The organism is Pseudomonas sp. NPDC085632 (assembly GCF_044541255.1).
Classification (GTDB): domain Bacteria; phylum Pseudomonadota; class Gammaproteobacteria; order Pseudomonadales; family Pseudomonadaceae; genus Aquipseudomonas.
In genome coordinates this window covers 18,174-41,778 of sequence record NZ_JBITSX010000003.1, presented here as the reverse complement: position 1 = coordinate 41,778, position 23,605 = coordinate 18,174, and the positions used below count along the sequence as shown (strand labels likewise).

Annotated in this window: 26 protein-coding genes and 2 tRNA genes; 16 read left to right on the top strand and 12 right to left on the bottom strand. The window is 58.9% G+C overall.

The annotated features are described in order from the left end of the window. Positions 1 to 63: 63 nt before the first annotated feature. Together ACIF4X_RS03680 and ACIF4X_RS03675 are read right to left on the bottom strand one after the other, a co-directional pair. Complete coding sequence (locus tag ACIF4X_RS03680) at positions 64 to 621, bottom strand: transcriptional regulator (protein WP_397480967.1); 558 nt, start codon at positions 619 to 621, stop codon at positions 64 to 66. 73 nt (positions 622 to 694) lie between these two features. Then, positions 695 to 1,096 (bottom strand): RidA family protein, encoded by a 402-nt coding sequence (locus ACIF4X_RS03675; RefSeq protein WP_397480966.1) that lies wholly within the window; start codon positions 1,094 to 1,096, stop codon positions 695 to 697. A gap of 116 nt (positions 1,097 to 1,212) precedes the next feature. On the opposite strand from ACIF4X_RS03675, the gene ACIF4X_RS03670 reads away from it, so the two are divergent. Continuing rightward, the gene (locus ACIF4X_RS03670) at positions 1,213 to 2,139 is read left to right on the top strand and encodes a LysR substrate-binding domain-containing protein (RefSeq protein ID WP_397480965.1); all 927 of its coding nucleotides are present in this window, start codon (positions 1,213 to 1,215) and stop codon (positions 2,137 to 2,139) included. Here the strand turns inward: ACIF4X_RS03670 and ACIF4X_RS03665 are convergent. Then, positions 2,117 to 2,977, bottom strand: coding sequence for a LysR substrate-binding domain-containing protein (locus ACIF4X_RS03665; protein WP_397480964.1), 861 nt, complete (start codon positions 2,975 to 2,977; stop codon positions 2,117 to 2,119). The genes ACIF4X_RS03670 and ACIF4X_RS03665 overlap by 23 nt on opposite strands. Before the next feature lie 111 nt (positions 2,978 to 3,088). On the opposite strand from ACIF4X_RS03665, the gene ACIF4X_RS03660 reads away from it, so the two are divergent. The 7 genes from ACIF4X_RS03660 (at position 3,089) to ACIF4X_RS03630 (ending at position 9,845) form a co-directional block, all read left to right on the top strand. After that, positions 3,089 to 4,141, top strand: a complete 1,053-nt coding sequence (locus tag ACIF4X_RS03660) for an agmatine/peptidylarginine deiminase (protein ID WP_397480963.1) — start codon at positions 3,089 to 3,091, stop codon at positions 4,139 to 4,141. 4 nt (positions 4,142 to 4,145) lie between these two features. Further along, entirely contained in the window at positions 4,146 to 5,054 is a 909-nt protein-coding gene (gene aguB / locus ACIF4X_RS03655) for an N-carbamoylputrescine amidase (protein WP_397480962.1), read from the top strand. Between the two features lies 1 nt (position 5,055). Then, a complete protein-coding gene (locus ACIF4X_RS03650; RefSeq protein WP_397480961.1) occupies positions 5,056 to 6,159 on the top strand; it encodes an extracellular solute-binding protein in 1,104 nt (367 codons plus the stop codon). Positions 6,160 to 6,205: 46 nt separating this feature from the next. After that, a complete protein-coding gene (locus ACIF4X_RS03645) occupies positions 6,206 to 7,327 on the top strand; it encodes an agmatine/peptidylarginine deiminase (protein ID WP_397480960.1) in 1,122 nt (373 codons plus the stop codon). A gap of 50 nt (positions 7,328 to 7,377) precedes the next feature. Then, positions 7,378 to 8,403 carry a GlxA family transcriptional regulator gene (locus ACIF4X_RS03640; RefSeq protein WP_397480959.1) on the top strand — a complete coding sequence of 342 codons (1,026 nt, stop codon included), beginning with the start codon at positions 7,378 to 7,380 and terminating at the stop codon, positions 8,401 to 8,403. 601 nt (positions 8,404 to 9,004) lie between these two features. Next, a complete protein-coding gene (locus tag ACIF4X_RS03635) occupies positions 9,005 to 9,370 on the top strand; it encodes a DUF6124 family protein (RefSeq protein WP_007919069.1) in 366 nt (121 codons plus the stop codon). Between the two features lie 118 nt (positions 9,371 to 9,488). Next, positions 9,489 to 9,845 carry a DUF6124 family protein gene (locus ACIF4X_RS03630; protein WP_160040417.1) on the top strand — a complete coding sequence of 119 codons (357 nt, stop codon included), beginning with the start codon at positions 9,489 to 9,491 and terminating at the stop codon, positions 9,843 to 9,845. A 56-nt stretch (positions 9,846 to 9,901) separates the two neighbouring features. Here ACIF4X_RS03630 and ACIF4X_RS03625 read toward each other — a convergent pair whose 3' ends face one another. After that, complete coding sequence (locus tag ACIF4X_RS03625) at positions 9,902 to 10,930, bottom strand: alpha/beta fold hydrolase (RefSeq protein ID WP_397480958.1); 1,029 nt, start codon at positions 10,928 to 10,930, stop codon at positions 9,902 to 9,904. Between the two features lie 319 nt (positions 10,931 to 11,249). Here ACIF4X_RS03625 and ACIF4X_RS03620 point away from each other — a divergent pair. After that, positions 11,250 to 11,324 (top strand) — tRNA-Gln (locus tag ACIF4X_RS03620). A gap of 113 nt (positions 11,325 to 11,437) precedes the next feature. Here ACIF4X_RS03620 and ACIF4X_RS03615 read toward each other — a convergent pair. Beyond that, positions 11,438 to 13,426, bottom strand: a complete 1,989-nt coding sequence (locus ACIF4X_RS03615) for a U32 family peptidase (RefSeq protein ID WP_397480957.1) — start codon at positions 13,424 to 13,426, stop codon at positions 11,438 to 11,440. Between the two features lie 211 nt (positions 13,427 to 13,637). Then, the gene (locus tag ACIF4X_RS03610) at positions 13,638 to 14,018 is read right to left on the bottom strand and encodes a RidA family protein (protein ID WP_397480956.1); all 381 of its coding nucleotides are present in this window, start codon (positions 14,016 to 14,018) and stop codon (positions 13,638 to 13,640) included. Positions 14,019 to 14,184: 166 nt separating this feature from the next. Between ACIF4X_RS03610 and ACIF4X_RS03605 the strand changes: the two genes are divergently transcribed. Together ACIF4X_RS03605 and ACIF4X_RS03600 are read left to right on the top strand one after the other, a co-directional pair. After that, positions 14,185 to 14,991 (top strand): GNAT family N-acetyltransferase, encoded by an 807-nt coding sequence (locus tag ACIF4X_RS03605; protein WP_397480955.1) that lies wholly within the window; start codon positions 14,185 to 14,187, stop codon positions 14,989 to 14,991. Positions 14,992 to 14,995: 4 nt separating this feature from the next. After that, the gene (locus ACIF4X_RS03600) at positions 14,996 to 16,468 is read left to right on the top strand and encodes a hypothetical protein (protein ID WP_397480954.1); all 1,473 of its coding nucleotides are present in this window, start codon (positions 14,996 to 14,998) and stop codon (positions 16,466 to 16,468) included. An 83-nt stretch (positions 16,469 to 16,551) separates the two neighbouring features. Here ACIF4X_RS03600 and gstA read toward each other — a convergent pair whose 3' ends face one another. Continuing rightward, entirely contained in the window at positions 16,552 to 17,163 is a 612-nt protein-coding gene (gene gstA / locus ACIF4X_RS03595) for a glutathione transferase GstA (protein WP_397480953.1), read from the bottom strand. A gap of 109 nt (positions 17,164 to 17,272) precedes the next feature. On the opposite strand from gstA, the gene ACIF4X_RS03590 reads away from it, so the two are divergent. Together ACIF4X_RS03590 and ACIF4X_RS03585 are read left to right on the top strand one after the other, a co-directional pair. Next, entirely contained in the window at positions 17,273 to 18,172 is a 900-nt protein-coding gene (locus ACIF4X_RS03590) for a transcriptional regulator GcvA (RefSeq protein WP_397480952.1), read from the top strand. A gap of 123 nt (positions 18,173 to 18,295) precedes the next feature. After that, positions 18,296 to 18,709 carry a cupin domain-containing protein gene (locus ACIF4X_RS03585; protein ID WP_397480951.1) on the top strand — a complete coding sequence of 138 codons (414 nt, stop codon included), beginning with the start codon at positions 18,296 to 18,298 and terminating at the stop codon, positions 18,707 to 18,709. Between the two features lie 9 nt (positions 18,710 to 18,718). On the opposite strand, the gene ACIF4X_RS03580 is transcribed toward ACIF4X_RS03585, so the two are convergent. Together ACIF4X_RS03580 and ACIF4X_RS03575 are read right to left on the bottom strand one after the other, a co-directional pair. Further along, positions 18,719 to 18,928: a hypothetical protein gene (locus ACIF4X_RS03580; RefSeq protein WP_397480950.1), complete on the bottom strand. Its 210-nt coding sequence runs from the start codon at positions 18,926 to 18,928 to the stop codon at positions 18,719 to 18,721. After that, positions 18,903 to 20,114, bottom strand: coding sequence for an MFS transporter (locus ACIF4X_RS03575; protein ID WP_397480949.1), 1,212 nt, complete (start codon positions 20,112 to 20,114; stop codon positions 18,903 to 18,905). The genes ACIF4X_RS03580 and ACIF4X_RS03575 overlap by 26 nt, the downstream gene beginning before the upstream one ends. Before the next feature lie 142 nt (positions 20,115 to 20,256). Between ACIF4X_RS03575 and ACIF4X_RS03570 the strand changes: the two genes are divergently transcribed. After that, complete coding sequence (locus ACIF4X_RS03570; RefSeq protein ID WP_397480948.1) at positions 20,257 to 20,637, top strand: hypothetical protein; 381 nt, start codon at positions 20,257 to 20,259, stop codon at positions 20,635 to 20,637. Between the two features lie 155 nt (positions 20,638 to 20,792). Here ACIF4X_RS03570 and ACIF4X_RS03565 read toward each other — a convergent pair. Then, positions 20,793 to 20,880, bottom strand: a tRNA-Ser gene (locus ACIF4X_RS03565). Positions 20,881 to 21,002: 122 nt separating this feature from the next. Between ACIF4X_RS03565 and ACIF4X_RS03560 the strand changes: the two genes are divergently transcribed. Continuing rightward, positions 21,003 to 21,674 (top strand): Bax inhibitor-1/YccA family protein, encoded by a 672-nt coding sequence (locus ACIF4X_RS03560; protein WP_008081508.1) that lies wholly within the window; start codon positions 21,003 to 21,005, stop codon positions 21,672 to 21,674. An 87-nt stretch (positions 21,675 to 21,761) separates the two neighbouring features. On the opposite strand, the gene ACIF4X_RS03555 is transcribed toward ACIF4X_RS03560, so the two are convergent. Further along, complete coding sequence (locus ACIF4X_RS03555; protein WP_397480947.1) at positions 21,762 to 22,079, bottom strand: YceK/YidQ family lipoprotein; 318 nt, start codon at positions 22,077 to 22,079, stop codon at positions 21,762 to 21,764. Between the two features lie 57 nt (positions 22,080 to 22,136). Next, complete coding sequence (locus ACIF4X_RS03550; protein WP_064118307.1) at positions 22,137 to 22,574, bottom strand: Lrp/AsnC family transcriptional regulator; 438 nt, start codon at positions 22,572 to 22,574, stop codon at positions 22,137 to 22,139. 137 nt (positions 22,575 to 22,711) lie between these two features. On the opposite strand from ACIF4X_RS03550, the gene ACIF4X_RS03545 reads away from it, so the two are divergent. Then, a complete protein-coding gene (locus ACIF4X_RS03545; protein ID WP_397480946.1) occupies positions 22,712 to 23,605 on the top strand; it encodes a DMT family transporter in 894 nt (297 codons plus the stop codon).

The window sequence follows — 23,605 nt, the reverse complement described above, 5'->3', positions numbered from 1 at the left end:
TGGTGGAACCGAGAGGCAAGCCTAGAACTGATGTGGGTGAGCGTCCACGCATAAAATATGCGTTCAGAGCGTCTCGACCAGCCGCGCCGCCGTGCCGTCGGACAACGGAATACGCGTCCAGCGGCACAGGCTCTGGCGGATTGGAACGAGGTCGGAGTCGTTGTTGCCGGTGACGAATTCCAGCGCCGGTGGCGCCTGCAGTTCGCGCCAGCCGAGGGCGTCGAGTGCGAGTTCGTTGCTGGCGATTTCCGCCGTCACGAAACGCCACAGCGATTGTCCGAGCAATTCGCTCAGCGGGCTGGCGAACTGCGCGGCGCGGGCCGGAGAACAGGCCAGCAAACGGTGGGTCAGGTCGCAGACCAGATGCACCGGCCGTGCGCTTTCGCGCACCAGCCGGGCGAGAGCCTGATCGGCCGCCGTGTCGAGGCGCGCGGCCAGCAGTTGTTCAAGTTGTAGATGCGCCGCTGAATCCATCGCCAGCACGCCGCTTTCCCAGCGGGAAATGGTCGATTGGGTGACGTTGAACATCGTGGCCGCGTGGCTTTGCTTGACGCGATGCAACAGGCGCCAGCGACGCAGGGCGATGCCGGGGAGGGCAGGTTCGAGCAAGGAAACTGACATGGCGGATGTCGGGAAAGACTAAAGGGCCGACAGTCTGAAGACTGCCGGCCCACGCTGCAAATCGATCTGACGATCAGGCCGCTTCAGGTAACTTGGCGATCACCTTGATCTCGAAATCAAAGCCATACAGCCAGGTCACGCCAATTGCGGTGGCGGTCGGGTGTGGCGCCTCGCCCCAGAATTCCGCCAGCACCAGATTCCAGATCGTTTCGAAATTCGACTGCGGATCCACGATGAACACGGTGACGTCGACCACATCATCGAACGTGCAACCAGCCTCGTGGAGGATCGAATTGAGGTTGCTGAACGCCTGGCGCACCTGGGCTTGCAGATCCGGCTCGGGCGTGCCGTCCTCGGTGCTGCCGACTTGTCCCGAAGCAAACAGAAAACCGTTTGAACGCACCGCCGGCGAGTAACGATGGCGTTCGTAAAGTGCGCGGCGGGCAGGCGGGAAAACAACATCGCGCTGAGTCATGGGAGTGTCTCCTTCATTTGAGTTGATGGAGCCACTGTAGGTATTTGCAGCCGGGCGATAAACGCGCAAGCTTGGCGTTCACTGTTTGTGAATCCCAAACAATCAGAGGGCGTAACGTGGACCGATTTGATGCGATGCAGGCCTTCGCCCGGGTGGTCGAGGCGGGGAGTTTCACCAAAGCGGCGGAAACCTTACACATGAGCAAAACCACCGTGACTCAACTGGTTCAGCAGTTGGAGGCGCGGCTGCGAGTCAAGTTGCTTAACCGCACCACGCGCAAGGTCAACGTCACCAACGACGGCGCGGTTTATTACGAGCGAGTGATCAAGTTGCTGGCCGATATGGACGACGCCGAAACCAGCCTGCCCGGCGCGGCGGCGTTGCCCAAGGGACGGTTGCGCGTGGACGTGCCGAGCCCGCTGGCGCGGTTGATTCTGGTGCCGGCCCTGCCTGAGTTTCACGCGCGTTACCCGCATATCCAGATCGACATGGGCGTCAGCGACCGCATCGTCGACATCATTGATGAGAATGTCGACTGCGTGGTGCGTGGCGGCGAGCTTATGGACTTGTCGCTGATGGCGCGCAAGGTCGCCGATCTGCAGTTGGGTGTATTCGCCGCACCGCAATATCTGGCGCGCGCGGGCACGCCTGCGCATCCACGGGAGCTGGAAGACAGCCATCACCGGGTGGTCGGTTTCCTCTGGGCGCGCACCGGCAAACCGGTGCCGTATGCCTTGCACAACGCCAGTGAAAACCTGCAAATCAAAGGCCGCCACGTGCTCGCGGTCGACGATGGTAATGCCTACCTCGCGGCAGGTCTGGCGGGCTTGGGCGTGCTGTGGCTACCCAAGTACATGTCGACAAACCATGAGGCGCGCGGCGAACTGGTGCCGCTGTTCGAGGACTGGCAACTCGAACCGATGCCGCTCTATGTGGCTTATCCGCCGAACCGGCATGTCAGCCTCAAGCTGCGTGTGTTCATCGACTGGATTGTCGAGGTGATGGCGCAGCATGCACCGGTCATTGATCGCCCAGGTTATTGATCAGCCATTCGCTGAAACTGCGCGCCATCGGGTCGTTTTCGCTGTCGCGATGAGTCAGCAACGCCCAGTTCGGCCCGCGAATGGTGTCTTCCACCAGCGGTTGCAACAAGCCGTCAGCCAACGCCTGACGGCTGAGCAGTTGACTGACCAGCGCAATGCCAAGCCCAGAACACGCGGCGTCGAGCAGGAGCCCGGGATCGGAGAAATTCAATCCCTGATCCTGCTGACCGACGTCGATCCCGGCCTCGACCGCCCAATGACTCCAGTCCATTTCCCGCTCGCCATGCAATGTGGTGCGCTCTGCTTGAGCGACTTGGAGCAGGCGCGGATGGCACGCCGGAAAGAGCCGGTCGGCGTGCAGCACTTTGAAACTGCATTCCGCCTGTGAACTGATGTCGTCGCGCACCGCCAGATCAATGGTCTGAGTGGCCATGTCCGGCACTTCATCGGTGCTGTAAATCCACAGGTCTACCTCGGGATGCTGCGCGCGAAAGTCCGCCAAGCGTGGCAGCAACCAGTGCCGGGCAAACGCTGGCGTGGTGTTGAGTACCAGTTGATTGGGTTTCTGATACTGGCCCAAACGCCGAATCCCCACCGCCAGTTGTTGCAGCATCGCCTGGGTGGTGCTGAGCAAATCATGGCCGGCATCGGTCAATGCCACGCTGCGACCGCTGCGGAAAAACAGCGGCTGTTCCAGGTACGCCTCAAGGCTGCGGATCTGCTGACTGATCGCCGACTGCGTGAGGTTCAACTCCTCGGCTGCCTTGTGAAAACTGCCGAGCCGGGCGGCGGCTTCGAAGCCTCGCAGAGAACTGAGTGGCGGCCAGTGCTTAAGCATATCGATAAGTTCCTCTAATCAGTTGTCCGCAAAATCCATCGTTTGTTTGCCTGTTTGCGCGTCCGTAGCATGGTCGATGTGAACACATTGGCTTAACTAACGAGGCTTATCATGCAGCACAATGACAATAAAAACAGCGCCTGGATGATGCCGGCAGAGTGGGTGACCCATGCCGCGACGTGGATGGTCTGGCCGCATAACCAGACGTTGTGGGAATCCGGTTGGCGCGTGATGCTGGCGCAGGTGCAGGAAGATTTTGCGCGCGTCGCCAACGCCATCGCCCGTTTCGAACCGGTGAAACTGGTGGTCGACCCATCGGCCATCGCTAGCGCTAAAGCCCTGTGCGGGCCGAACATCGAGCTGATTGCGCTGGCCGTGAATGACAGTTGGTGCCGCGACTCTGGCCCGACCTTTATCTGCCATCCGCAGCGAGGATTGGCCGGTGTGAGCTGGCGCTTCAACGCCTGGGGCGGCAAGTCGGCGCATGATCTGGACGAAAGTCTGGCGCGCCGCGCACTCAATCACCTCGGCCTGGAATGCTTCGGCACGCCGCTGAGCAACGAGGGCGGGGCGATTCATGTCGACGGTGAAGGCACGCTGATCACCACCGAATCGGTGTTGCTCAACCCCAATCGCAACCCCGGCATTGGCAAAGCCGAGATGGAAGAAATCTTCAGCCGTTTGCTCGGCGTGAAGAAAACCATCTGGCTGCCGGGCGATCCGGATTACGTCACCGGCGACATGACCGATGGCCACGTCGATGGTGTCTGCGCTTTTGCCCGTCCCGGGGTGTTGCTGGTTGACGCCACCCAAGACAAATCGTCGGTCTACGCGGAAGTAGCCCGAGAAAACCGCCGGGCACTGGAACTGGCCACCGATGCCAGCGGGCGCAAATTCGAGCTGATCGAACTGTTCGAAGCCACCGACGCCGTCGACACCGAAGCCGAGGTGTTCTGCGCCTCGTACACCAATTTCTACATCGCCAACGGCGCGATCATCATGCCGGCGTATGGCATCGAAGCGGATAACGTCGCCGCCAAAGTCCTGGAGCAGACCTTCCCCGGCCGCGAAGTGGTGCCGGTACGCATCAATCATCTGGCCCATGGCGGCGGCGGGGTGCACTGCATCACGCAACAGCAGCCAGCCTGGCCGCTGAGAGGTTGAACGCATGAGCATTCTGACCATCGCCAGCACCCAGATGCCGTGCACCTGGGACTTACCGGGCAACCTTGATCGCGCCGAGCAGCTCGTACGCGACGCCGCGAAGCAGGGCGCACAAGTGATCCTGTTGCAGGAGCTGTTCGCCACACCGTACTTCTGCATCGAACAAAGCCATCAACACATGGCGTTGGCCGAGGAGTATCGCGACAGCCGCGTACTCGCACGCTTCGCCGCACTGGCCCGCGAGTTGGGCGTGGTGTTGCCGCTGAGCTGGTTCGAGAAGGCCGGCAATGCCTACTTCAACTCGCTGAGTGTGGCCGATGCCGACGGGCGCCTGTTGGGCGTGTACCGCAAGATCCATATCCCCAACGCCATCGGTTATCAGGAGAAGGAATATTTCAGTCCCGGCGACACCGGTTTCAAAGTCTGGGACACCGCGTTCGGCCGCCTCGGCGTGGGTATCTGCTGGGATCAGTGGTTCCCGGAAACCGCGCGCTGCCTGGCGCTGATGGGCGCCGAAGTACTTCTGTATCCCACTGCGATCGGCTCGGAACCGGGCTGCGCGGCGCTGGATTCCCGCGACCACTGGCAGATGACCATGCGCGGTCACGCCGCGGCCAATCTGCTGCCGGTGGTGGCGTCGAATCGCGTCGGTCGAGAAACCGCGACCACCGATTCGAGTCTGCAAATGAGCTTCTACGGCTCGTCGTTCATCAGCGATCACAAGGGCCAATTGCTCGCCAGCGCTGACCGCGACAGCTCCGGCGTGTTGCTGCACAGCGTCGATCTGGCGGTCATGCGCGAAGAGCGTTTGAGCTGGGGCATCTATCGCGATCGGCGTCCGGACATGTACGGGCCGCTGCTCAGTCAGGACGGCCGCCACCTTCATGCACGCTGGAACACCCAAGGGGTTTGACATGGCTACCCATCACAAACGCTTGCGCGGCGTAATTGGCCTGGCTTTGATCTGCTTGATACCGTCGCTGCACGCCGAAGACAAAACCCTGCGGCTGTACAACTGGGCCGACTATTTTGCCGAAGACACCCTGAGTCGCTTCACCGCCGAAACCGGGATCAAGGTGATCTACGACGTCATGGACGGCAGCGAAACACTGGAGGCGAAGATGCTCTCCGGCGGCAGCGGTTATGACCTGATCTTTCCCGGCGACACCGTCGCCGAGCGCTTGATGCGCGCCGGCAGCCTGATGCCGCTGGATCAAGCGAAGCTGACCGAGCTGGTCGACATCGAACCCGGTTTGCAGAAGCTGCGCGGTCATTACGAGCACTCCAGCAAAGCCACCGTGCCCTACACCTGGGGCACCATCGGCCTGACTTACAATGAAGAGCAGATCAAACAGCGCATGCCGGACGCGCCGGTCAACAGCCTCGACATGCTGTTCAAACCCGAACTGGCGGCGAAGTTCGCCGATTGCGGCATCTCGATGATCGACTCGCCGGATGAAGTGCTGGCGGTGGTGCTCAATTACCTCAAACGTGATCCGCGCAGCGCTAAGCCTGAGGACCTGGCAGCGGCCAGTGAGTTGCTGATGAAGCTGCGTCCGTACATCCGCAAGTTCCAGTCGCAACCGGTGACCGATCTGGTCAACGGCAACCTGTGCCTGTCACTCGGCTACAGCGGCGACATGACCCAGGCCCAGCGCACTTCGGACAGTGCCGGTAAGCAAACGAAGTTTCAGTACCGCGTACCTCGCGAAGGCACCACGGTGTGGATGGACACCATGGCCATTCCGGTTGACGCCAAACACCCGGAATACGCCTACGCGTTCATCAACTTCGTCATGCGCCCGCAGAACATGGCAGCGATCAGCAATTTCACCGGCTACCCGACTTCCAACGCCAAGGCGCGGGCGAGTGTCGATGAAAGCATGCGCGACAACCCGGATATCTACCTTGACGAGGCGACCTATGCTCGATTGATTCCGGGCAAGGATATTCCTCAGGCCGACATGCGCGCGCGCATGCGCACCTGGACCAAATTCAAGACTGCCACTGGCAAATGATTAATGGCCGGCGCGTTCGCCGGCCCCTATTTACAGGAATAGCAAGATGTCGACTCGTCGTGAGTTCATCAAACAAGTCACGGTCGCCGCCGGTGTCGGCGCGGCATTTATGGGTCTTGGCCTGTCGCCGGGCAAAGTATTCGCCGCTGCCCAAGGTCGCTGGTTCATGCCCGACGAGGGCGATAAACATGAGCGCGCCTACATCGCTTTCGGCGCGCAGGACGCGATCTGGGAAGACTTCACCGAAGACGTCCAGGAAGCCCTCGGCCGCATCGCCCGCGCCATTGCCCGGTTTGAACCGGTCACCGTGTTCTGCCGCAAGAACGAGCGCAGTATTGCCGAAGAATTCTGCGGCACGCGCAATATCACCTACGTTACTGCCGGGCTCGATGACATCTGGATGCGCGACATCGGCGCCAACTTCGTCATCGACGACAAGGGTGGTCTCGGTGCGGTGGACTTCAACTTCAACGGTTGGGGTGGCAAACAGCAGCACAGTAAGGACGCGAAGATCGCTGCAGTGGTCGCCGACGACGCGCAAGCCACGTACATTCGCACCGATCTGGTGGGCGAGGGCGGCGGCATCGAAGTCGACGGTCACGGCACCGGGATCATGACCGAGAGCAGCTGGATCAACAGCAACCGCAATCCGGACTGGAGCAAGGTCGATGTCGAAGCTGAACTGAAGAAACGCCTGGGTCTGCGCAAAATCATCTGGCTGCCGGGGATCAAGGGCAAGGACATCACTGATGCCCATGTCGATTTCTACGCGCGCTTTATCAAGCCCGGCGTGGTCATCGCCAACCTCGACACCGACCCTGAATCCTACGATCACAAGGTCACCCTGGCGCACCTGGAAATCCTCAAGAACGCCACCGATGCCGATGGCCGCAAATTGCAGATCCACACGATGTCGCCGCCGCTGAAACCGCGCAAAAGCAAATTCAACAAGAACAACCCGGACTTTGCCGCCGGTTACATCAATTACTTCGTCATCAATGGCGCGATCATCGCCCCGGAGTTCGGCGATAAAGCGGCGGACAAGAAGGCTTTCGATCTGTTGTCGCAACTGTATCCGGATCGCGAAATCGTCCAGCTCAACATCGATGCCATCGCCGCCGGTGGCGGTGGAATTCACTGCGTCACCAGCCATCAACCACAGGCGTGATTGACTCTTTGGCGGATCAAGCCAACTATCGGCGCACAACAACATGACCGATGGAACACAACTTGATCGAACGACGCCAATTCAGCGGAGGCATGAAGGGGAAAAACCTCCGCTATCTGAATGAGCAAGGCGCGGATGACACGCGCCTGACCCGCACCGGTTTTCTGCTGCTGGAACATTTTTCACTGCCGGCGTTTACCCAGGCGCTGGATACGGTTGTCACCACTAATCTGCTGCGCCCGGGATTGTTTTCTTCGCGCACGTTTGGTTTGGGTGACGGTGAAGTCATCAGTGATCTTGGGCTGGTGATCCGCCCTGATGCGCGTCTGGATTCGGCCGCGCTTCAGCAGCTGGATCTGCTGGTGGTGTGTGGCGGTTATCGCACTGAATTGCGGGCGAGTGACGAATTCATTCATTTGCTGCGGGTCGCAGCGGAGCGGGGCATCAGTCTCGCCGGTTTGTGGAACGGTTCGTGGTTTCTCGGCCGTGCCGGATTGCTCGACGGCTATCGCTGCGCGATTCACCCGGAACATCGCCCGGCACTGACTGAAATCGCCAAAACCACCCATGTCAGCAGTGAGCCTTACGTGATCGACCGCGACCGGCTCACTGCATCGAGTCCGTCCGGCGCTTTCCACATGGCGCTGGACTGGATCAAGAGCCTGCACGGCAAGGCGTTGGTCGAAGGCATCGAAGACATCCTCGCGTTTGAGGAGTCGCGCTACCGGCGGATCAAACCGGATGAAAATCTCTGCGTCAGTGCGCCGTTGCGTGAAGTGGTGAAACTGATGGATGCCAATCTGGAAGAGCCGCTGGAGTTGGAGCAACTGGCGGTGTATGCCGGCCGTTCTCGTCGTCAGTTGGAGCGCTTGTTCAAAGAGCAGCTCGGCACCACGCCGCAGCGCTATTACCTGGAGCTGCGCATCACCGAAGCGCGACGGTTGTTGCAGCACACTGAGCTTTCGCAGGTGGAAGTGCTGGTCGCGTGCGGCTTCGTCTCGCCGAGTCATTTCAGCAAATGCTACAGCTCATATTTCGGCTACAGACCTTCCAAAGAAAAACGACTGGTCAAATAACCCAAGCCGTTACCCACCTGAATTCACCTCGAAATCCCACGTCGGCGTACCTCCCCCAAACACCCAGGTCAGTTCCCTCTCCCTCTGGGAAAGGGCTAGGGTGAGGGAATTGGCAGCAGTGGTCCCCAACTGTTTCCTCACCGGAGTTCACCTCGAAATCCCACGTCGGCGAACCTCGCCCAAACACCCCGGTCAGTTCCCTCTCCCTCTGGGAGAGGGCTAGGGTGAGGGGCTTTTAAACACCATCACCCACACGCGTTTAACTTACACGCACTGTTACGCCATAACGGCTACAACACCTTGCGCCGTTGCCTACGCGTACGCCAGAATCCGCCGGCTTACGCGCCTTGAGGCGGGCTGTATCGTTTCCCTGTCACTGCAAAACAGTGATCGGGTTTGGTAGCCCGTTTTCTAAGCGTTATGCGCCGCTATATGCAGTCTCTTTTCGAGGCTCGGTTTTTTATGGTGGCCATGCGTGGGGCTCCTTCGGGAGCGCCGGGGTTTACTCGCTTAGACCGGTCTACCAACCTGCGCAATGGTCACCACCTCGTTTGGTAGCGTGAGTGATGGCTCCTTATTTTTTGCTAAGCGAGTGTCATCTATGTTCAAAATTACGCCAAACCCGCCAGAAACCGATCCAATCCCCTACGACGCTGCGCTCGAACCTCAAAACATCAAAGAGGCCACCGACCGCGCGATCAACTTCTACCTCAATCCCTCCGCGCTGAAGACTTCAATACCTACCCGCAAGACCGGCAAGATCTACCTCATCGACCCCACGGTGGATAACGAAACCCTGCTCGTCGAAGCCACTGAAACCTTGTCCTCCGCCACTGACATGGCCCGTGAACTCGCCGATTCGATTGACCCTTCACAGCGCAAAAAGATGCTGATCCTGCAACAGGTGATCATGCTCAGTGAATTGGTGGTCGGGCGAGTCCTGGATAACCAGCGCTTGCCGCACTAGTCGCGATGCAGATGGGTGAGGGGGCTCGCTCCCTCATTGCACAGAAGCGTCCGCGATCGCGGCGCTTCACGCCTTCTATCGAAGAGCCCCAAACGGTTCTTGTCTGGAGTTTCAGCTGATGTCTCAGCCACCCGAACCACCGGTCACCGATCTGGTGTCCCCGTACGCATCGCCCAATTCAAGAAAGCTCCACGAAGCGGCAGAGCGTGCGCTCGACCATTACCTGTTGCCTGCCGCAATCATGGCCACACCCTATACGCCCAGCACGATGTTCATGGTTAACCCGCAATCCGACGTCGAGTCTTTGCTGAGCAATGCCAGCGGTTCCCTCGCGTCTGCCACGGTCATGCTCGGCAATTTTGCCGGGGTGCTGGAGGGATCGAACCGCCATACGCTGCTGGGTATTGCGCAAGTGGTCATGTTGGGGGAGTTGGCGGTGAACAAGGCGTTGGATCTGGTTGTGCCAACCGAGTAGTCGCACACGTTAACGATCAAGCAGTCAGCCATTGCGGCTGACTGCTTTTTTTGTTTTTACAGGTGATCGGCGTCGATCACGGCTTTGGCAAACGCCTGCGGATCTTCCTGCGGCAAATTGTGGCCAATCCCGCCATTGATCAAACGGAACTGATACTTGCCGGTAAAACGCTTGGCGTAATCCTCCGGCGCCGGGTGTGGCGCGCCGTTGGCGTCGCCTTCGAGGGTGATGGTCGGCACGCTGATCGACGGTGCAGTGGCGAGTTTCTGCTCCAGTGCGGCGTATTTCGCTTCGCCCTGTACCAGGCCCAGACGCCAGCGGTAATTGAACACGGTGATGTCGACGTGATCCGGGTTCTCCAGCGCCTTGGCGCTGCGGTCGAACGTGGCGTCGTCGAATTTCCACTGCGGCGAAGCGGTCTGCCAGATCAGCTTGGCGAAATCATGAGTGTTCTTCTCGTAACCGGCACGGCCACGGTCCGTCGCAAAGTAGAACTGATACCACCACTGCAATTCAGCCTTGGGCGGCAGCGGGTTTTGCCCGGCAGCCTGATTGCCGATCAGATAACCGCTGACCGAAACCAGTGCCTTCACCCGTTCCGGCCACAACGCCGAGACGATGTCCGCCGAACGTGCGCCCCAGTCATAACCGCCGAGCACCGCTTGCTTGATTTTCAGCGCGTCCATGAAATCGATGACATCGCTGGCCAGCGCCGCCGGTTGGCCGTTGCGCAGGGTGTCTTTGGAAAGGAACTGCGTATCGCCATAACCGCGCGCATAGGGCATCAACACCCGATAACCCTTGGCCGCGAGCAACGGCGCGACTTCGTCGTAGCTGTGAATGTCGTAAGGCCAGCCGTGCAGCAGGATCACCACCGGGCCGTTCGCCGGGCCGGTTTCGGCGTAGGCGACGTCGAGTACGCCAGCCTTTACATGCTTGAGCGGGCCAAAGGGCGAGGGCGCGGAATAACTGGCGGCGGCCGGTTCAGCGGTTTGCGCCTGAGTGGTGCCAAAAGCGCCGAACAGCGACAGCGCGAGGATCGACAAGCCGAATGCGGTGTTGCGGGTGTGCAGTGCCTTTTTCATGGTGACGTCTCCTTTGCGAGCTGTTGGCCGAGGGGTCGTTTTGAACCCTTGAAACCTTGAGTGCATTTGAGCGTGGGGACGTATCTGGCCTGTGTCGAAGAACGGCTTAGTTGAAAGTCGATGTGTCGCGATGAGGTTCGTACACAGTGTGATACACGGCGGCGAAACCGACTCAGCATGGACCTGATTCAGGCCAAAATAATAAGTCGCTGTTTTAAAACAAAAAATATTTCACTTGGCGCTTCCCAAACCCAAAAAACCTTGGTAAATTGCGCCCCGTTCTCACAGCGAACCTAACGAAGTAGCTGGACAGAGCAGTAGGGGCGTCGCCAAGCGGTAAGGCAGCAGGTTTTGATCCTGCCATGCGTTGGTTCGAATCCAGCCGCCCCTGCCATATTCGAAAAAACGCCAACTTCGCAAGAAGTTGGCGTTTTTTTATGCCTGCGATTTGGCCCGGCAGAGCAGGGCAGGCGTGCGCGGCGCCGAAGCACCGCGCACGCCGTCCACTCAGTGCGGTGCGCGCGGAATGGTTTTCATCAGGTCTTCAGGGCTGATGTGACCAACCACGCTGCCCGGTTGCGGCAGGTTGAGGATGTGGCCTTTCATCTTGCCGATGATGTGCATCTCGCACGGCTTGCAATCGAACTTCAGCGTCAGCACTTCATCGCCGTGGATCAACTGCATCGGTGCAACCTTGGTGCGTACGCCGGTCACGCCTTTCGCCTGCTTCGGGCACAGGTTGAAGGAGAAACGCAGGCAGTGCTTGGTGATCATCACCGGCACTTCGCCCGGCTCTTCGTGAGCTTCATACGCCGCGTCGATCAGCTTCACGCCGTGACGGTGGTAGAAGTCGCGCGCCTTCTGGTTGTAGACGTTGGCGAGGAAGGTCAGGTGCGCATCCGGGTACACCGGCGGCGGGCTGGTTTCGGCTTTACGGCCGCCACGCGGGTGAGCGGCAACACGGGCGGCGGTCAGGGCTTCGATCACTTCACGGCGCAGGGCTTTGAGCTGCGAGTTGGGGATGAAGAAAGCCTGAGGCGCATCCAGTTTGATGTCGGTGGCGTGATACTGCGTGGTGCCAAGCTGACCGAGCAGATCGCGCAATTGTTCCAGCGCTTGCTCAGGCTTGTTGGCCACACCGAACGGACCGGCCAGGGTGACGCTGGCGCTGATGCCTTCCTCGCTGGTGGCGGTCACTTCCAGTTGTGCTTCACGCAGACGAGCGACCCAGCTCAGGGCCACGCGACGCTCCGAAGAGGTCTTTTGCAGGGCCTGTTGCCAGTTGTGATCGAGGTTGCGATTGAGCGGGTGATTCGGGCGCAGCTTGTACAGGCCTTCGGGCATTTCGTTCGGCTCGACGCGGTAGCGGTAGCGCTTCTCGCCGTCCTCTTCGAACTCGCCTTTGGCTTCAGCGATGTTGGCGCGGAAACCGACCACTTCGCGCTTGACCAGCACGTTCAAGCCATCGCCGTTGGACAGCGGCTCCTGCGTGACGACCTGCATATCGCGTTTGCCGACTTTCTCGACGGTACCCACTGGCAGACCGGTGAAGGTCGGCGAGTCGAAAGCGCCGATGTCGATCTTGCGATCGGTGACGAAGTAGTCGGTGCTGCCACGGTGGAAAGTCTTTTCCGGATCCGGCAGGAAGAAGTGCGCGGTGCGGCCGCTGGAGGCGCGGGCCAGGTCCGGGCGGTCTTCGAGCACGTCGTCGAGGCGCTGGCGATAATAGGCGGTGATGTTCTTCACATAGCCCATGTCTTTGTAGCGACCTTCGATCTTGAACGAACGCACACCGGCTTCAACCAGCGCGCGGATGTTGGCGCTCTGGTTGTTGTCTTTCATCGACAGCAAGTGTTTTTCGTAGGCGATCACGCCACCCTTTTCATCTTTGAGGGTGTACGGCAAGCGGCAGGCCTGCGAGCAGTCGCCACGGTTGGCGCTGCGCCCGGTCTGCGCGTGGGAAATGTTGCACTGGCCGGAGAAGGCCACACACAACGCGCCATGGATAAAGAACTCGATGGCGGCGTCGGTCTCGTCCGCGATCGCGCGAATTTCCTGCAGGTTCAGCTCACGCGCCAGAACAAGCTGCGAGAAACCGGCTTGATCGAGGAACTTCGCCCGCTCAAGGGTGCGGATGTCGGTCTGGGTCGAGGCGTGCAGCTCGATCGGCGGAATGTCCAGCTCCATCACGCCCAGATCCTGAACGATCAGCGCGTCGACACCGGCGTCGTACAACTGATGGATCAGCTTGCGCGCCGGCTCCAGTTCGTTGTCGTGCAGGATGGTGTTGATGGTGGTGAAAATCCGCGCGTGATACTTGCGGGCAAATTCCACCAGTTCGGCGATTTCGCCGACTTCGTTGCAGGCATTGTGGCGCGCGCCGAAGCTCGGGCCGCCGATGTACACGGCGTCGGCGCCGTGCAGGATCGCCTCGCGGGCGATGGCGACATCGCGGGCAGGGCTGAGCAATTCCAGATGATGCTTGGGCAAGGACATAGTTTTTTTAGTCAGGCTGTCACGGTTAGGCGCGCATTCTACCCGTGAAACGCGCGCCCGGCACGTCTGCGCTGCCCGATGGCAGCTGACACTGCACAACCCTGTGGGAGCGAGCCTGCTCGCGAAGGGGCCGTCACATTCAGCATCAATGGTGCCTGAACTGAAGCCTTCGCGAGCAAGCTCGCTCCCACATTGGTTTGTGCAGTGAGTCTCAGGCCTTTGCCGCCATCGCAGTCACTTCCACACGCATGCCTTCAACCGCCAGCGAGGCAACGCCGACCGCCGCACGCACCGGCCACGGCTTGGCAAAGAAACGCTTGTAAACCTCATTGAATGCCGCGCGATCCGCCATGTCGGTCAGGTAAATGGTCAAGTGCATCACCCGATCCATCGAGCTGCCGGCGCGTTCCAGTGCGACTTTCAGCGCTTGCAGGGTGCATTCGCTTTGCGCGGTGATATCGCCCAGTTCCAGGCTGCCATCGGCACGGGTCGGGATCTGCGTGGAGACCATGATCCCGTTGAACGTGGTCACGTCCGACGAAATCGAGTCTGCGTCCGGATCCGGGGTGAAGGTGATGTCTTGGTTGGCCATGCTGATCCCTTGTTTGAGCGAGTAAAGATCGCGCCAGTTTACAGATTCAGGGCCGACATGGCCCGTTTGGCCAATTGGCACCATACTCCTGCGCGTTGTTGATGGCGGCGACCCACCGGTGAAACGACGGCCGAGCTTTTTACCCTGTAACGGAGAAGGAACTTCAATGCTTGCGATTCGCCCGCTACAACTTTCGATACTTGAACAGGACCAGCGTCGCCAGATTGCGCAGGCAGTCCTCGACGATTTGCGGCGCTCGACGCCTCACGCGGTTGTCGGATTGTCGGCGTCTGAAATCGATGCTCGACTTGATACGGCCATCTCTCAATCCATCGCTCATCAACTGGATGCGCGGGATGATGTCGAAGCGTTCGTTCGTCTTTCGTTCCTTGTCGGGCCGTTATTTGATGAGTATCGGCCGCTCAAGGACATACTCGCTCGTCACGACAGTGCGGCGCGTATGGCAGCGCTCTTTGCCGAAACCGACGCTGACGACTGGCATCGCGCCGCGCAATTCGACATCGTCAGCCGTTATCAAATAGTGCCGGAACGTAGCGCCGTTTCGCTGATGCCTCTGCAAGAGTGTCACGCTGAAAGCTACGGGCACCACGCGCGGCATCCTGACGTGTGGCGTCTGGGCCGAATGAAACCGATGATGAATGGCGATGAAGTATTGAAGATGATTCGGGGCCTTGATGCCTCCGGCAAATCCGGCTATGCCATCGTTGATCGGCAGAATGAGTTGCTGGGGGCAGTTTTCGCGACCCGCGGTGAGGACGTCACCGCTGTGTCGTATTGGGTGGCCCGGCACGTATGGGGGCGGGGCACTGCCAGTCAGGCGCTGACGCAACTGAAGGCTCTGCGACAAAACGAAAAACTGATGCTGGTCATCGAACCCGACAACACCCCGTCGCTGAGCGTCGCCGCGCGATGTGGCTTCCAACAAACCGCTCCTCTGACTTTTATGGTCTGAAAACATGGACGTTGCTGATAAAACCCTCGCCGACGACGTGGCGAATGCCTTGAATCAATACCTGGATCTGGGTCATGACGCTGCTGAAGTCACCTATCAGGACAAAATCAAGGAGTTGCAAAAGAAAATCGTCGTGGCGAGCAAGCGTGCCGGAGCGCATGAGCGCGATCAGGTCAAACAGATTTCCTTAGCGGTTCAGACCTGCAGCCTTCAGGCCGCCAAGCGCAGGCAACTGCAGACATTGCGCAGTGCCGAAACCGTCGCGATTTGCCCAACGATGTGTATTCAGTTTCAGGATCTCGCCTGGGGTGATTACTACTCGGGAGCCTCAAACATAAAATACCCCGATGTTCGCGGGATGCGGCCCAATGTCTGCGAGGAGGGGCTGATCCAGAACATGATGTTGTTCGACCTGCTGCAAGGTCATCGCCAGCAAGCCTGTATGTTCGATCTTCCAGATGTTTCCACTCTTGTCAGCGAGAAAACCGACAAGCCAGCCATCATCATTCCTTCCGGCGGTAAAGACGCGAAATGGCTGAAGAAAGTGTCTGATGAAATTGCCGCGGATAAGAGCAAGGCCAGTTTCTGGTGGGCGCGCTTCGTCGGTGACCTCCAGGTGATCTTCCTTGTCTCGAACGAGGAAATTGCCACTTACGAGAGTATTCGGGCGGCGGGCGTCACTCTCGTGGGTTACAACGGCTTTGGCATGGGCTTTGCCCGCGCTGTCGGTATCCATGTCGCCAGAAAACTCAATCGTCTTTGCTTCATGACGGATGATCGAACCAAAAATCTGGAGCTCGACGGAAAGTCGGTCACGCTCAGTCATCTGGAAAAAATGCCTGCCATTCTTGAGCCACGCCTGCCCTGGATAAGCGGCGTCAGTCCCAAGGGTGAACTCAACATTCTCACCATCATCAACCCGAAAACTCCGGAGCCCGAAAAACCCACCTTCTCGAAGTATTTCATTGCCTCCAAGGAGGACAAGGGACTGTTTGTCTATTGCGAGATGCTCCGCCTGAGAAGACCGGAAACCCAAGTGGGCGTACTCACCGGGATCATCGAATTTAAAAAAGACAAGTTTCCGCTCCAGTTCATGGTCGGGTTTGACGCAAGCAACCCCCCTTACGCCAACACCGCAGTCGCTTACACGGGCGCCAAGGGTGCAAGCATTACGCGCATGACGACGTGCCCGTTTTATCGCGGACTCAATACCCCGCCGGTCCAAGGTGTGCCGACCAATGGCATTGCGCTTGATTGGGCGCACCTGAATGGCAGCAAACGCTTTCTCAACCAATGGGATGCCGTAAAAATGCAGGACTCGGCGATGTATCTGTTGCTCAAGCTCATCCACGATCAGATGGCAGTGGTTGCGCAAGCGAAAAAAGTCGCGGAGGGAGAAAGTGTGGCAAAAGCCACGGAGGACTGGAACAAGAGTTGGCTGGCCTTTGATAAGTACATCGCGCCCTGGTTTAGCTGAGGACCTTGGGTGCTCGACAGTGCGCAGGCAGTTTGCAGAAACAGCCCTGGCACACGTGCGCAGGGCGTGCTGCCTATCCAGCGTTACACCGGCTGCGTTGCCTCTTCGGCAGCGATGGCCGCTTGTACACTTGGACGTGCTTCGATACGAGCCATGAAAGTGCCCAGTGCCTTCCAGTCATTGACGTCGATGTTGAAGAACGGCAGCCATTTGAGCACGGTGAACAGGTAAGCATCAGCCACTCCGAAAGCGTTGAGCAGGTAGTCCTTGTCGATCAGTTGCTTGTTCAGGTAGTCCAGACGCTTGAACAGTTTCTGACGGAAGATGTCCTTGGTTGGCTCGGGAATGTCGGCGTTGAGCAGCGGCGTGCAACCACCGTGGATTTCCGAGGTGATGAAGTTCAACAGTTCTTGCAGGCGCGAGCGTTCCCACGTTCCGTTGGCCGGTGCGAGAGAATTGCCCGGCACTCGGTCGGCGAAGTACTGGACAATTGCTGGCCCCTCCGTCAGCACCTCGCCGTTGTCCAGCACCAGCGCGGCGACGTAGCCCTTCGGGTTGATCTCACGAAAGTCACGCCCATCGGCGGTGCGTTTGCTCTGGTTGTTGACGCGAACAAGTTCAAAAGGCAAACCCAGTTCTCGCAGAACAATGTGCGGGGATAGCGAGCAGGTCATCGGCGCGAAATACAGTTTCATGGCACTTCCTTGCTGAGTGAAGGCGCCAGATTCCATGGCCGCAGAGGCTTTGGCAAAGGTCATTTCGGGTGTTAGCGTATGACAAAATCTCATGCTAGATGAAAACCCCATGACCATCAGACTCCCGTCGCTTAAGGGATTGCGTGCCTTTGAAGCCGCCGCCAGGCACATGAGCTTTACCAAGGCTGGCGCAGAGCTCAACGTTACCCAGACTGCCGTCAGCCACCAGATTCGCCGACTCGAAGCGGAGCTGGGCGTGCCTCTGTTTTTACGCCTCAACGATGGCTTGGCCCTCAGTGAAGACGCAAAAGCCTACTTGCCGGGTGTTCGCGCGGCGTTTCATGAACTGCGTTATGCGACTGAACAACTGCTCGAGTCTCGCGATAAGAGCGTACTGACGGTGAGTACTCTGGTGTCCGTTGCGTCGAAGTGGCTGTTACCGCGTTTGCCATCCTTTCAACAGGCGTTTCCCGCTATCGATGTGCGAATCAGTGCGTCCACCGAACTGGTGGACTTTGCCAAGGGCGCCATTGATGCGGCGATTCGTTACGGGCGCGGTGACTGGAAGGGTTTGCGTGCCGATTTTTTGATGTCCGATGAGATCTTTCCGGTGTGCAGTCCCGCACTGGCGAAGACCTTGCGCTCGCCGGCGGATCTGCCTGCTCACACAATGCTGCGAGTCAGTGGTGCGACGGCCGGTGACTGGAGCGCATGGCTGCGTGCAGCGGGTCAACCGCCGCAACTGGCGGAAGGCGCGCGCATGACCTTTGACCTGGCGATGATGGCGGTACAGGCAGCGGTTGACGGGCAGGGGGTGTGCATTGGCCGTTCAACTTATGTCGAGGACGATCTGCGGGCCGGGCGTTTGGTGGTGCCCTTTGGTCTGCGCTTGCAGGATCAATTGGGTTTCTATCTGGTAACGCCCCATGAAACCGCGCAATCGAAGAAGATCGTCGCGTTCAGGACATGGCTGTTGGCTTTGCCAGAAGGCCAGGACACCTTTGTATAAGCGTGTATCAAGCGGCCGCGCAGACACACGCGAACAATAATCTCAAGGTTCAGGACACATCCTCCCTACATGCAGCGCCCAAAGTAGCGGTCACACCACCACTACGTTTGAGAGGGCAACATCATGCATCGTCCACTGTTACTGGCCAGCGCTGCGATTCTCGCTTCAATCATCGGTGTCGCCCACGCGGCTGATGCGCCCGCCAAGAGCTGGCAGCAAGGCTTGAGCCGCACGGATCTGGTTCGTCAGGACCTCGGTGCCGCCGAGCGCGAGGTAATTCAGGCGCGCGTCGATTTCGAACCGGGCGTGACCTCGCCCCGGCATGCACATCCGGGCGTGGAGGTGGCGTACGTGATCAGCGGCACGTTCGAATATCAACTGGAGGGCCGGGCGCCGGTGACACTGAAAGCGGGGGATTCGTTGTTCATTCCCGAAGGTGTGGCGCATGTCGCCAAAAACGTTGGTGCGCAGAAGGGTTCGGAGCTGGCGACCTATATCGTGAAGAAGGGTGAGCCGGTGCTGATACTCAAACCTTAGGCCCTTGGCTCAATGGAGAGTCGCCGCTCGGCGACTTTCTCCAATCCTGATTCGATCGAGCGCCCGGTTCAACGCATCGAGAGCATCAAGCAGGGCTTTGGCTTCCGCTTCCCGGCCTTCGCCCCAAAGGCGCTCGGCCATTCTGTTCAAGGTCTGGATCGAGCGCTCGATGTCTGCGGCGGTTGCGTTGTCTTTAGGGGCCGGTGGTTTCTTCGGCATTCAGGGTTCCTCTGCTGGCGGCAAACCACCATACCGCTACAGCACCCAGCAGCATAGTCAGCACGGCCAGAATCAGGATGACCCCTTGTGTGCCTGCGCTTGAGGCCAACAGCGCCACCAGCAAACCCGCCAACGGTTGCGAGAGGTTGTTGAGCAAGGTGATCACGCCCACGGTCTTGCCAAAATCCTTGGCCGGAATCACCCGCTGACGGATGCTGCGCATGTAGATGTTGAACATCTTGTCGAAGCCGACGATCAGCAGGAATCCCAGCACATAGCCGGCCAGATTCGGACTCAGGGCGCTGACCAGCGCACCGGCGGCAATCATCGAGTAAGCGAGCCCGCCCATTATCCGCTGGGGCAGTTCCACCCGGGCGAGGAAGAACAGGATCACGATAGTCGTGACTGCGCCCGCTGCCTGTAGCCCGGCGTAGGCATCCTTGCCGGCACTGAACTCGCCGATCACCATCGCCGCCGAAGTGGCCAGGGTGACGCCGACGATCAGATTGACCCCGACGGCCAGCAGGATGATTTTTTTCAGTTCCGCCAGCTCGCGTATATGCCCGAAAGCAATGCGCAGCGGTTGCAGCCAGATGTCCTGATGCTGCTCGAACACCTCCAGCGTAATGCGGCTGAGGCGTTGCCAGACCAGCATGCTCAGGTCAGCCAGCAGGAACAGACCCGCGACCCACAGCACCACCCAGTGCCAGGCCCACACCTCCAGCAAAAGCGCAGCCACCAGCGGACCAAGCACCAGCCCGGTCTGATCGGCGATCTGTGAATAGGACAAGGTCTTGGTGTAGCTGTAGTGCTGGAAAATATGCGGCATCAGCACCTCGCGGGCCATGATGCCCTGGGTGGTCAGCACGCCACACAGCGCTGACAGCACGACGACCCAGGCGATACCGCCGAAGAGGGCAAACATGCCCACCGCCAGCAGGCAAAGCAGTGCCCGGTACACCTGGCTGATGTGCAGAATCCTGATGGGCGAAAACTTGTCGCACAGGGCTCCGCACAGTGGAAACGCGAGAAACCGCGGCAGCGATTCGACGAAAAACGCCAGACCTGCCCAAGAGGCGCTGTTGGTGGTCTGGAACACCACCAACGGCACGATGAACAGCAGAATCTGATCCGCCAGCCGCGACAGAAACAGTGAGGTGAAAAATGCCAGGTAATCCTTGCGCAAAGTGGACTCCTTGTTGTTGACGGTCTGGCCGTGCGGCCTGAGTGACAGCAATTTTAGCGAGCTGTTTGCCGGCGGCTGGCCGATATTTGCAGTCTCGACGGTATAATCGGATCTTTTTTCTTGAAGTGAAAACAGGGCAGATATGGAGCAGGACAGCCGCATTCTGAGCGCTCTCAAACGTTTTCGTTATTTGATCCTGGCGGTCATGGTGATCGCGTCCCTGGTAAACGCGTTCTGGCGCTTTACAGGCGGGTGGAGTCAGTTTTGGACGTGCGTAGTGGCGCAAGCGTGGTTTGCCCAAGCCGTGTTTGCTTACCTTCGCGGGGGCTGGGTAGCAATCGGCCCCGGTGGACTGCCGAGGGATGCCAACCCGATCGGCAGGGCACTATTGGCTGCAGTGGCGCTAGGGCTTTACTTATTGATGTTCAGCTACGAAGAGCAGAAGCCCGACTCTATTTATGAAAGGCGCGCCTCGGATTGGACCATGCCTGCACGGGAGGAGATGCGGCGTTCGGCGGAGTGATAGCGGGTGTTGGGCTGGAAAACACCCTGGTGCATCGTGCGATCTTCACCTTCACGTCCATTAAAGTCATGGAGCGCGATGAGAAGGGCGGAAGCCTTCGTGGACGCCAGAAACGACAAAGCCCTGAATAATCAGGGCTTTGACGGTACCAAATATGGCGGAGGCGATGGGATTCGAACTCATGGACCTGTTACAGTCGACGGTTTTCAAGACCGTTGCCTTAAACCACTCGGCCACACCTCCGTTGCGTTGCGGGCGCCATAATACCTGAATGAAACACACTGTCAAACTCTCTGCATGGCTTGTTACAGAGCGTCTGTTATGATCTTTGCGACTGAACGTTTCAAACCAACAGGAGTGTCGCCATGCGCGAACAGGATTACGCAGTTAATAACAGCGTGCAGGCTGAGCAGCTAGAGGTTAGCCGCGTCCTGCGCAACACTTACGGCCTACTGGCTCTGACCCTCGCATTCAGCGGCGTCATGGCTTTCGTTGCCCAGCAGATGCGTGTTGGCTACCCGAACATTTTCGTGGTGCTGATCGGTTTCTACGGGCTGTTCTTCCTCACCAACAAACTCCGTGATTCCGCGTGGGGCCTGGTGTCCGCTTTTGCGCTGACCGGTTTCATGGGTTTCCTGCTCGGCCCGATCCTCAACCGTTACCTGGGCATGCAGGGCGGCGCTGAAGTGGTCAGCTCGGCGTTCGCGATGACCGCGCTGGTGTTCGGTGGTCTGTCGGCCTACGTGCTGATCACCCGCAAGGACATGAGTTTCCTCGGTGGTTTCATCACCGCTGGTTTCTTCGTGTTGCTGGGTGCAACGCTGGCGAGCTTCTTCTTCCAGATCAGCGGCCTGCAATTGGCGATCAGCGCAGGTTTCGTGCTGTTCTCGTCGGTGTGCATCCTGTTCCAGACCAGCGCCATCATTCACGGCGGCGAGCGCAACTACATCATGGCGACCATCAGCCTGTATGTATCGATCTACAACCTGTTCATCAGCCTGTTGCAGATCTTCGGCATCATGAGCCGCGACGACTGATCAGTTGTACTGACGCCAACAAAAAACCCGCTAATGCGGGTTTTTTGTTGCCTGTGAAAAGGTAGATGGGTGCAGAAAGATCGTCGATCAATTGATGATGATGCTGCCGTCAACCTGCTGCTTGTAGAGGGTGTAGGGCAGCAACAAGGTGTCGAGCACTCCGGAAGCCACGGCATCAATCGCCCAGCCGGGAAGGGCGGCGTTGTACTTGTTACCTTCGCCTACCGGCGCATGCAGGTTACAGAAGTCATACATCACGCCACTGTAGATTCTTGGCACAGCTCCGCAATAGGACTTGTTCGATCTCAAATCGTCCACAGCGACCTGATCGTCGCGCACGACCGTCTGCACGGTCCCGCAACCACTGAGTATTAACGCCAACAGCATCACTGCCTGAACTTTCATACCGCCAATCCTTAGCCGGAAAAGACCCAATCTAAGCCAATCATGCAGGAAAAGCACTTACGCCATCGGCGGCAAGCGGCGCTTGACCGGGGTCTTTTTGACGATCGCGGTATTGGTTTCCGCCAGCGTATTGAGCCGGTCGAGCAGGGTGTCCAGTTGTTCCATCGAACGTACATGCAGGCGCGCGATGAAGCAGTCTTCGCCGGTAACCTTATCGCACTCGGTAAACTCGGGAATCGCCAGGATCTGCCGCTCCACCTCCTGCAACTGTCCCGGCAATGGCCGCACCCGCACGATCGCCTGCAACTGGTAACCAAAGCATTTCGGGTCGATCTCCACGGTATAGCCCTTGAGCACACCGCGCTCTTCCAGCCGACGCAAACGCTCGGCCACGCTAGGCGAAGACAATCCGCTGATCTGCGCCAGGGCCTTGAGTGATCGCCGCGAATCCTCCATCAAGGCGCCGATGAGGATCTGATCAATGTCATCTGTCATGAAAAACTCCAGTATTAGGCAGTTGACGAAATCTACCCACGATAAAAAAGGCAGACGCTGAGTTTAGCCTTCTTTTTGCGCTGGAGCGCTTGCATGTCCGCTTGGCATACTTTTGCCACAAAGACAGGAGATCAATGATGGACAAGACACTGCGTCACGGCTCATTCGAAATGACCGCTGCCATGCTGATATCCGGGACGATCGGCTGGTTTGTGCTGGTCTCCGGGCAACCGGTGCTGGACGTGGTGTTCTGGCGCTGCGTGTTTGGCGCCGGCACCTTGCTGTTGATCTGTGCCGCTTTTGGCTTTCTGCGCCCGGGTATCCTGACCCGCACCACGTTCCTGCTCGCGGTGCTGAGCGGGGTGGCGATTGTCGGTAACTGGGTGCTGCTGTTTGCCTCGTATTCCCGGGCTTCGATTGCCATCGGCACGGCGGTGTACAACGTGCAGCCGTTTATGCTGGTCGGGTTGGCGGCACTGTTTCTCGGCGAAAAAATCACTTTGCAGAAGCTGTTCTGGCTGGCGATTTCGTTCATGGGCATGCTGGCAATCGTCAGTGCCCACGGCACCCAGGGTGAAAGCGGCAACGACTATCTGATGGGGATTGCGTTAGCGTTGGGTGCGGCGTTTCTCTATGCGATTGCCGCGTTGATCATCAAACGCCTGACCGGCACGCCACCGCACTTGATTGCGCTGATTCAGGTGTGCACCGGGATTTTGCTGCTGGCGCCGTTCGCGCATTTCAGCGCATTGCCGCAAGCACCGAGTGCCTGGGCCAGTCTGGTGACGCTGGGCATCGTTCACACCGGTCTGATGTATGTGCTGCTGTATGGCGCCATCCAGAAATTGCCGACCGCGTTGACCGGCGCTCTGTCGTTCATCTACCCGATTGCGGCGATCTTCGTCGATTGGTTCGCGTTCGGCCATCGCCTGGAAACTCTGCAATGGGTCGGTGTCGCGGCGATCCTGCTGGCCGCCGCCGGCATGCAACAGGGTTGGGGCCTGAAGTCCCGGCGACTGGCCGCGCAGTAA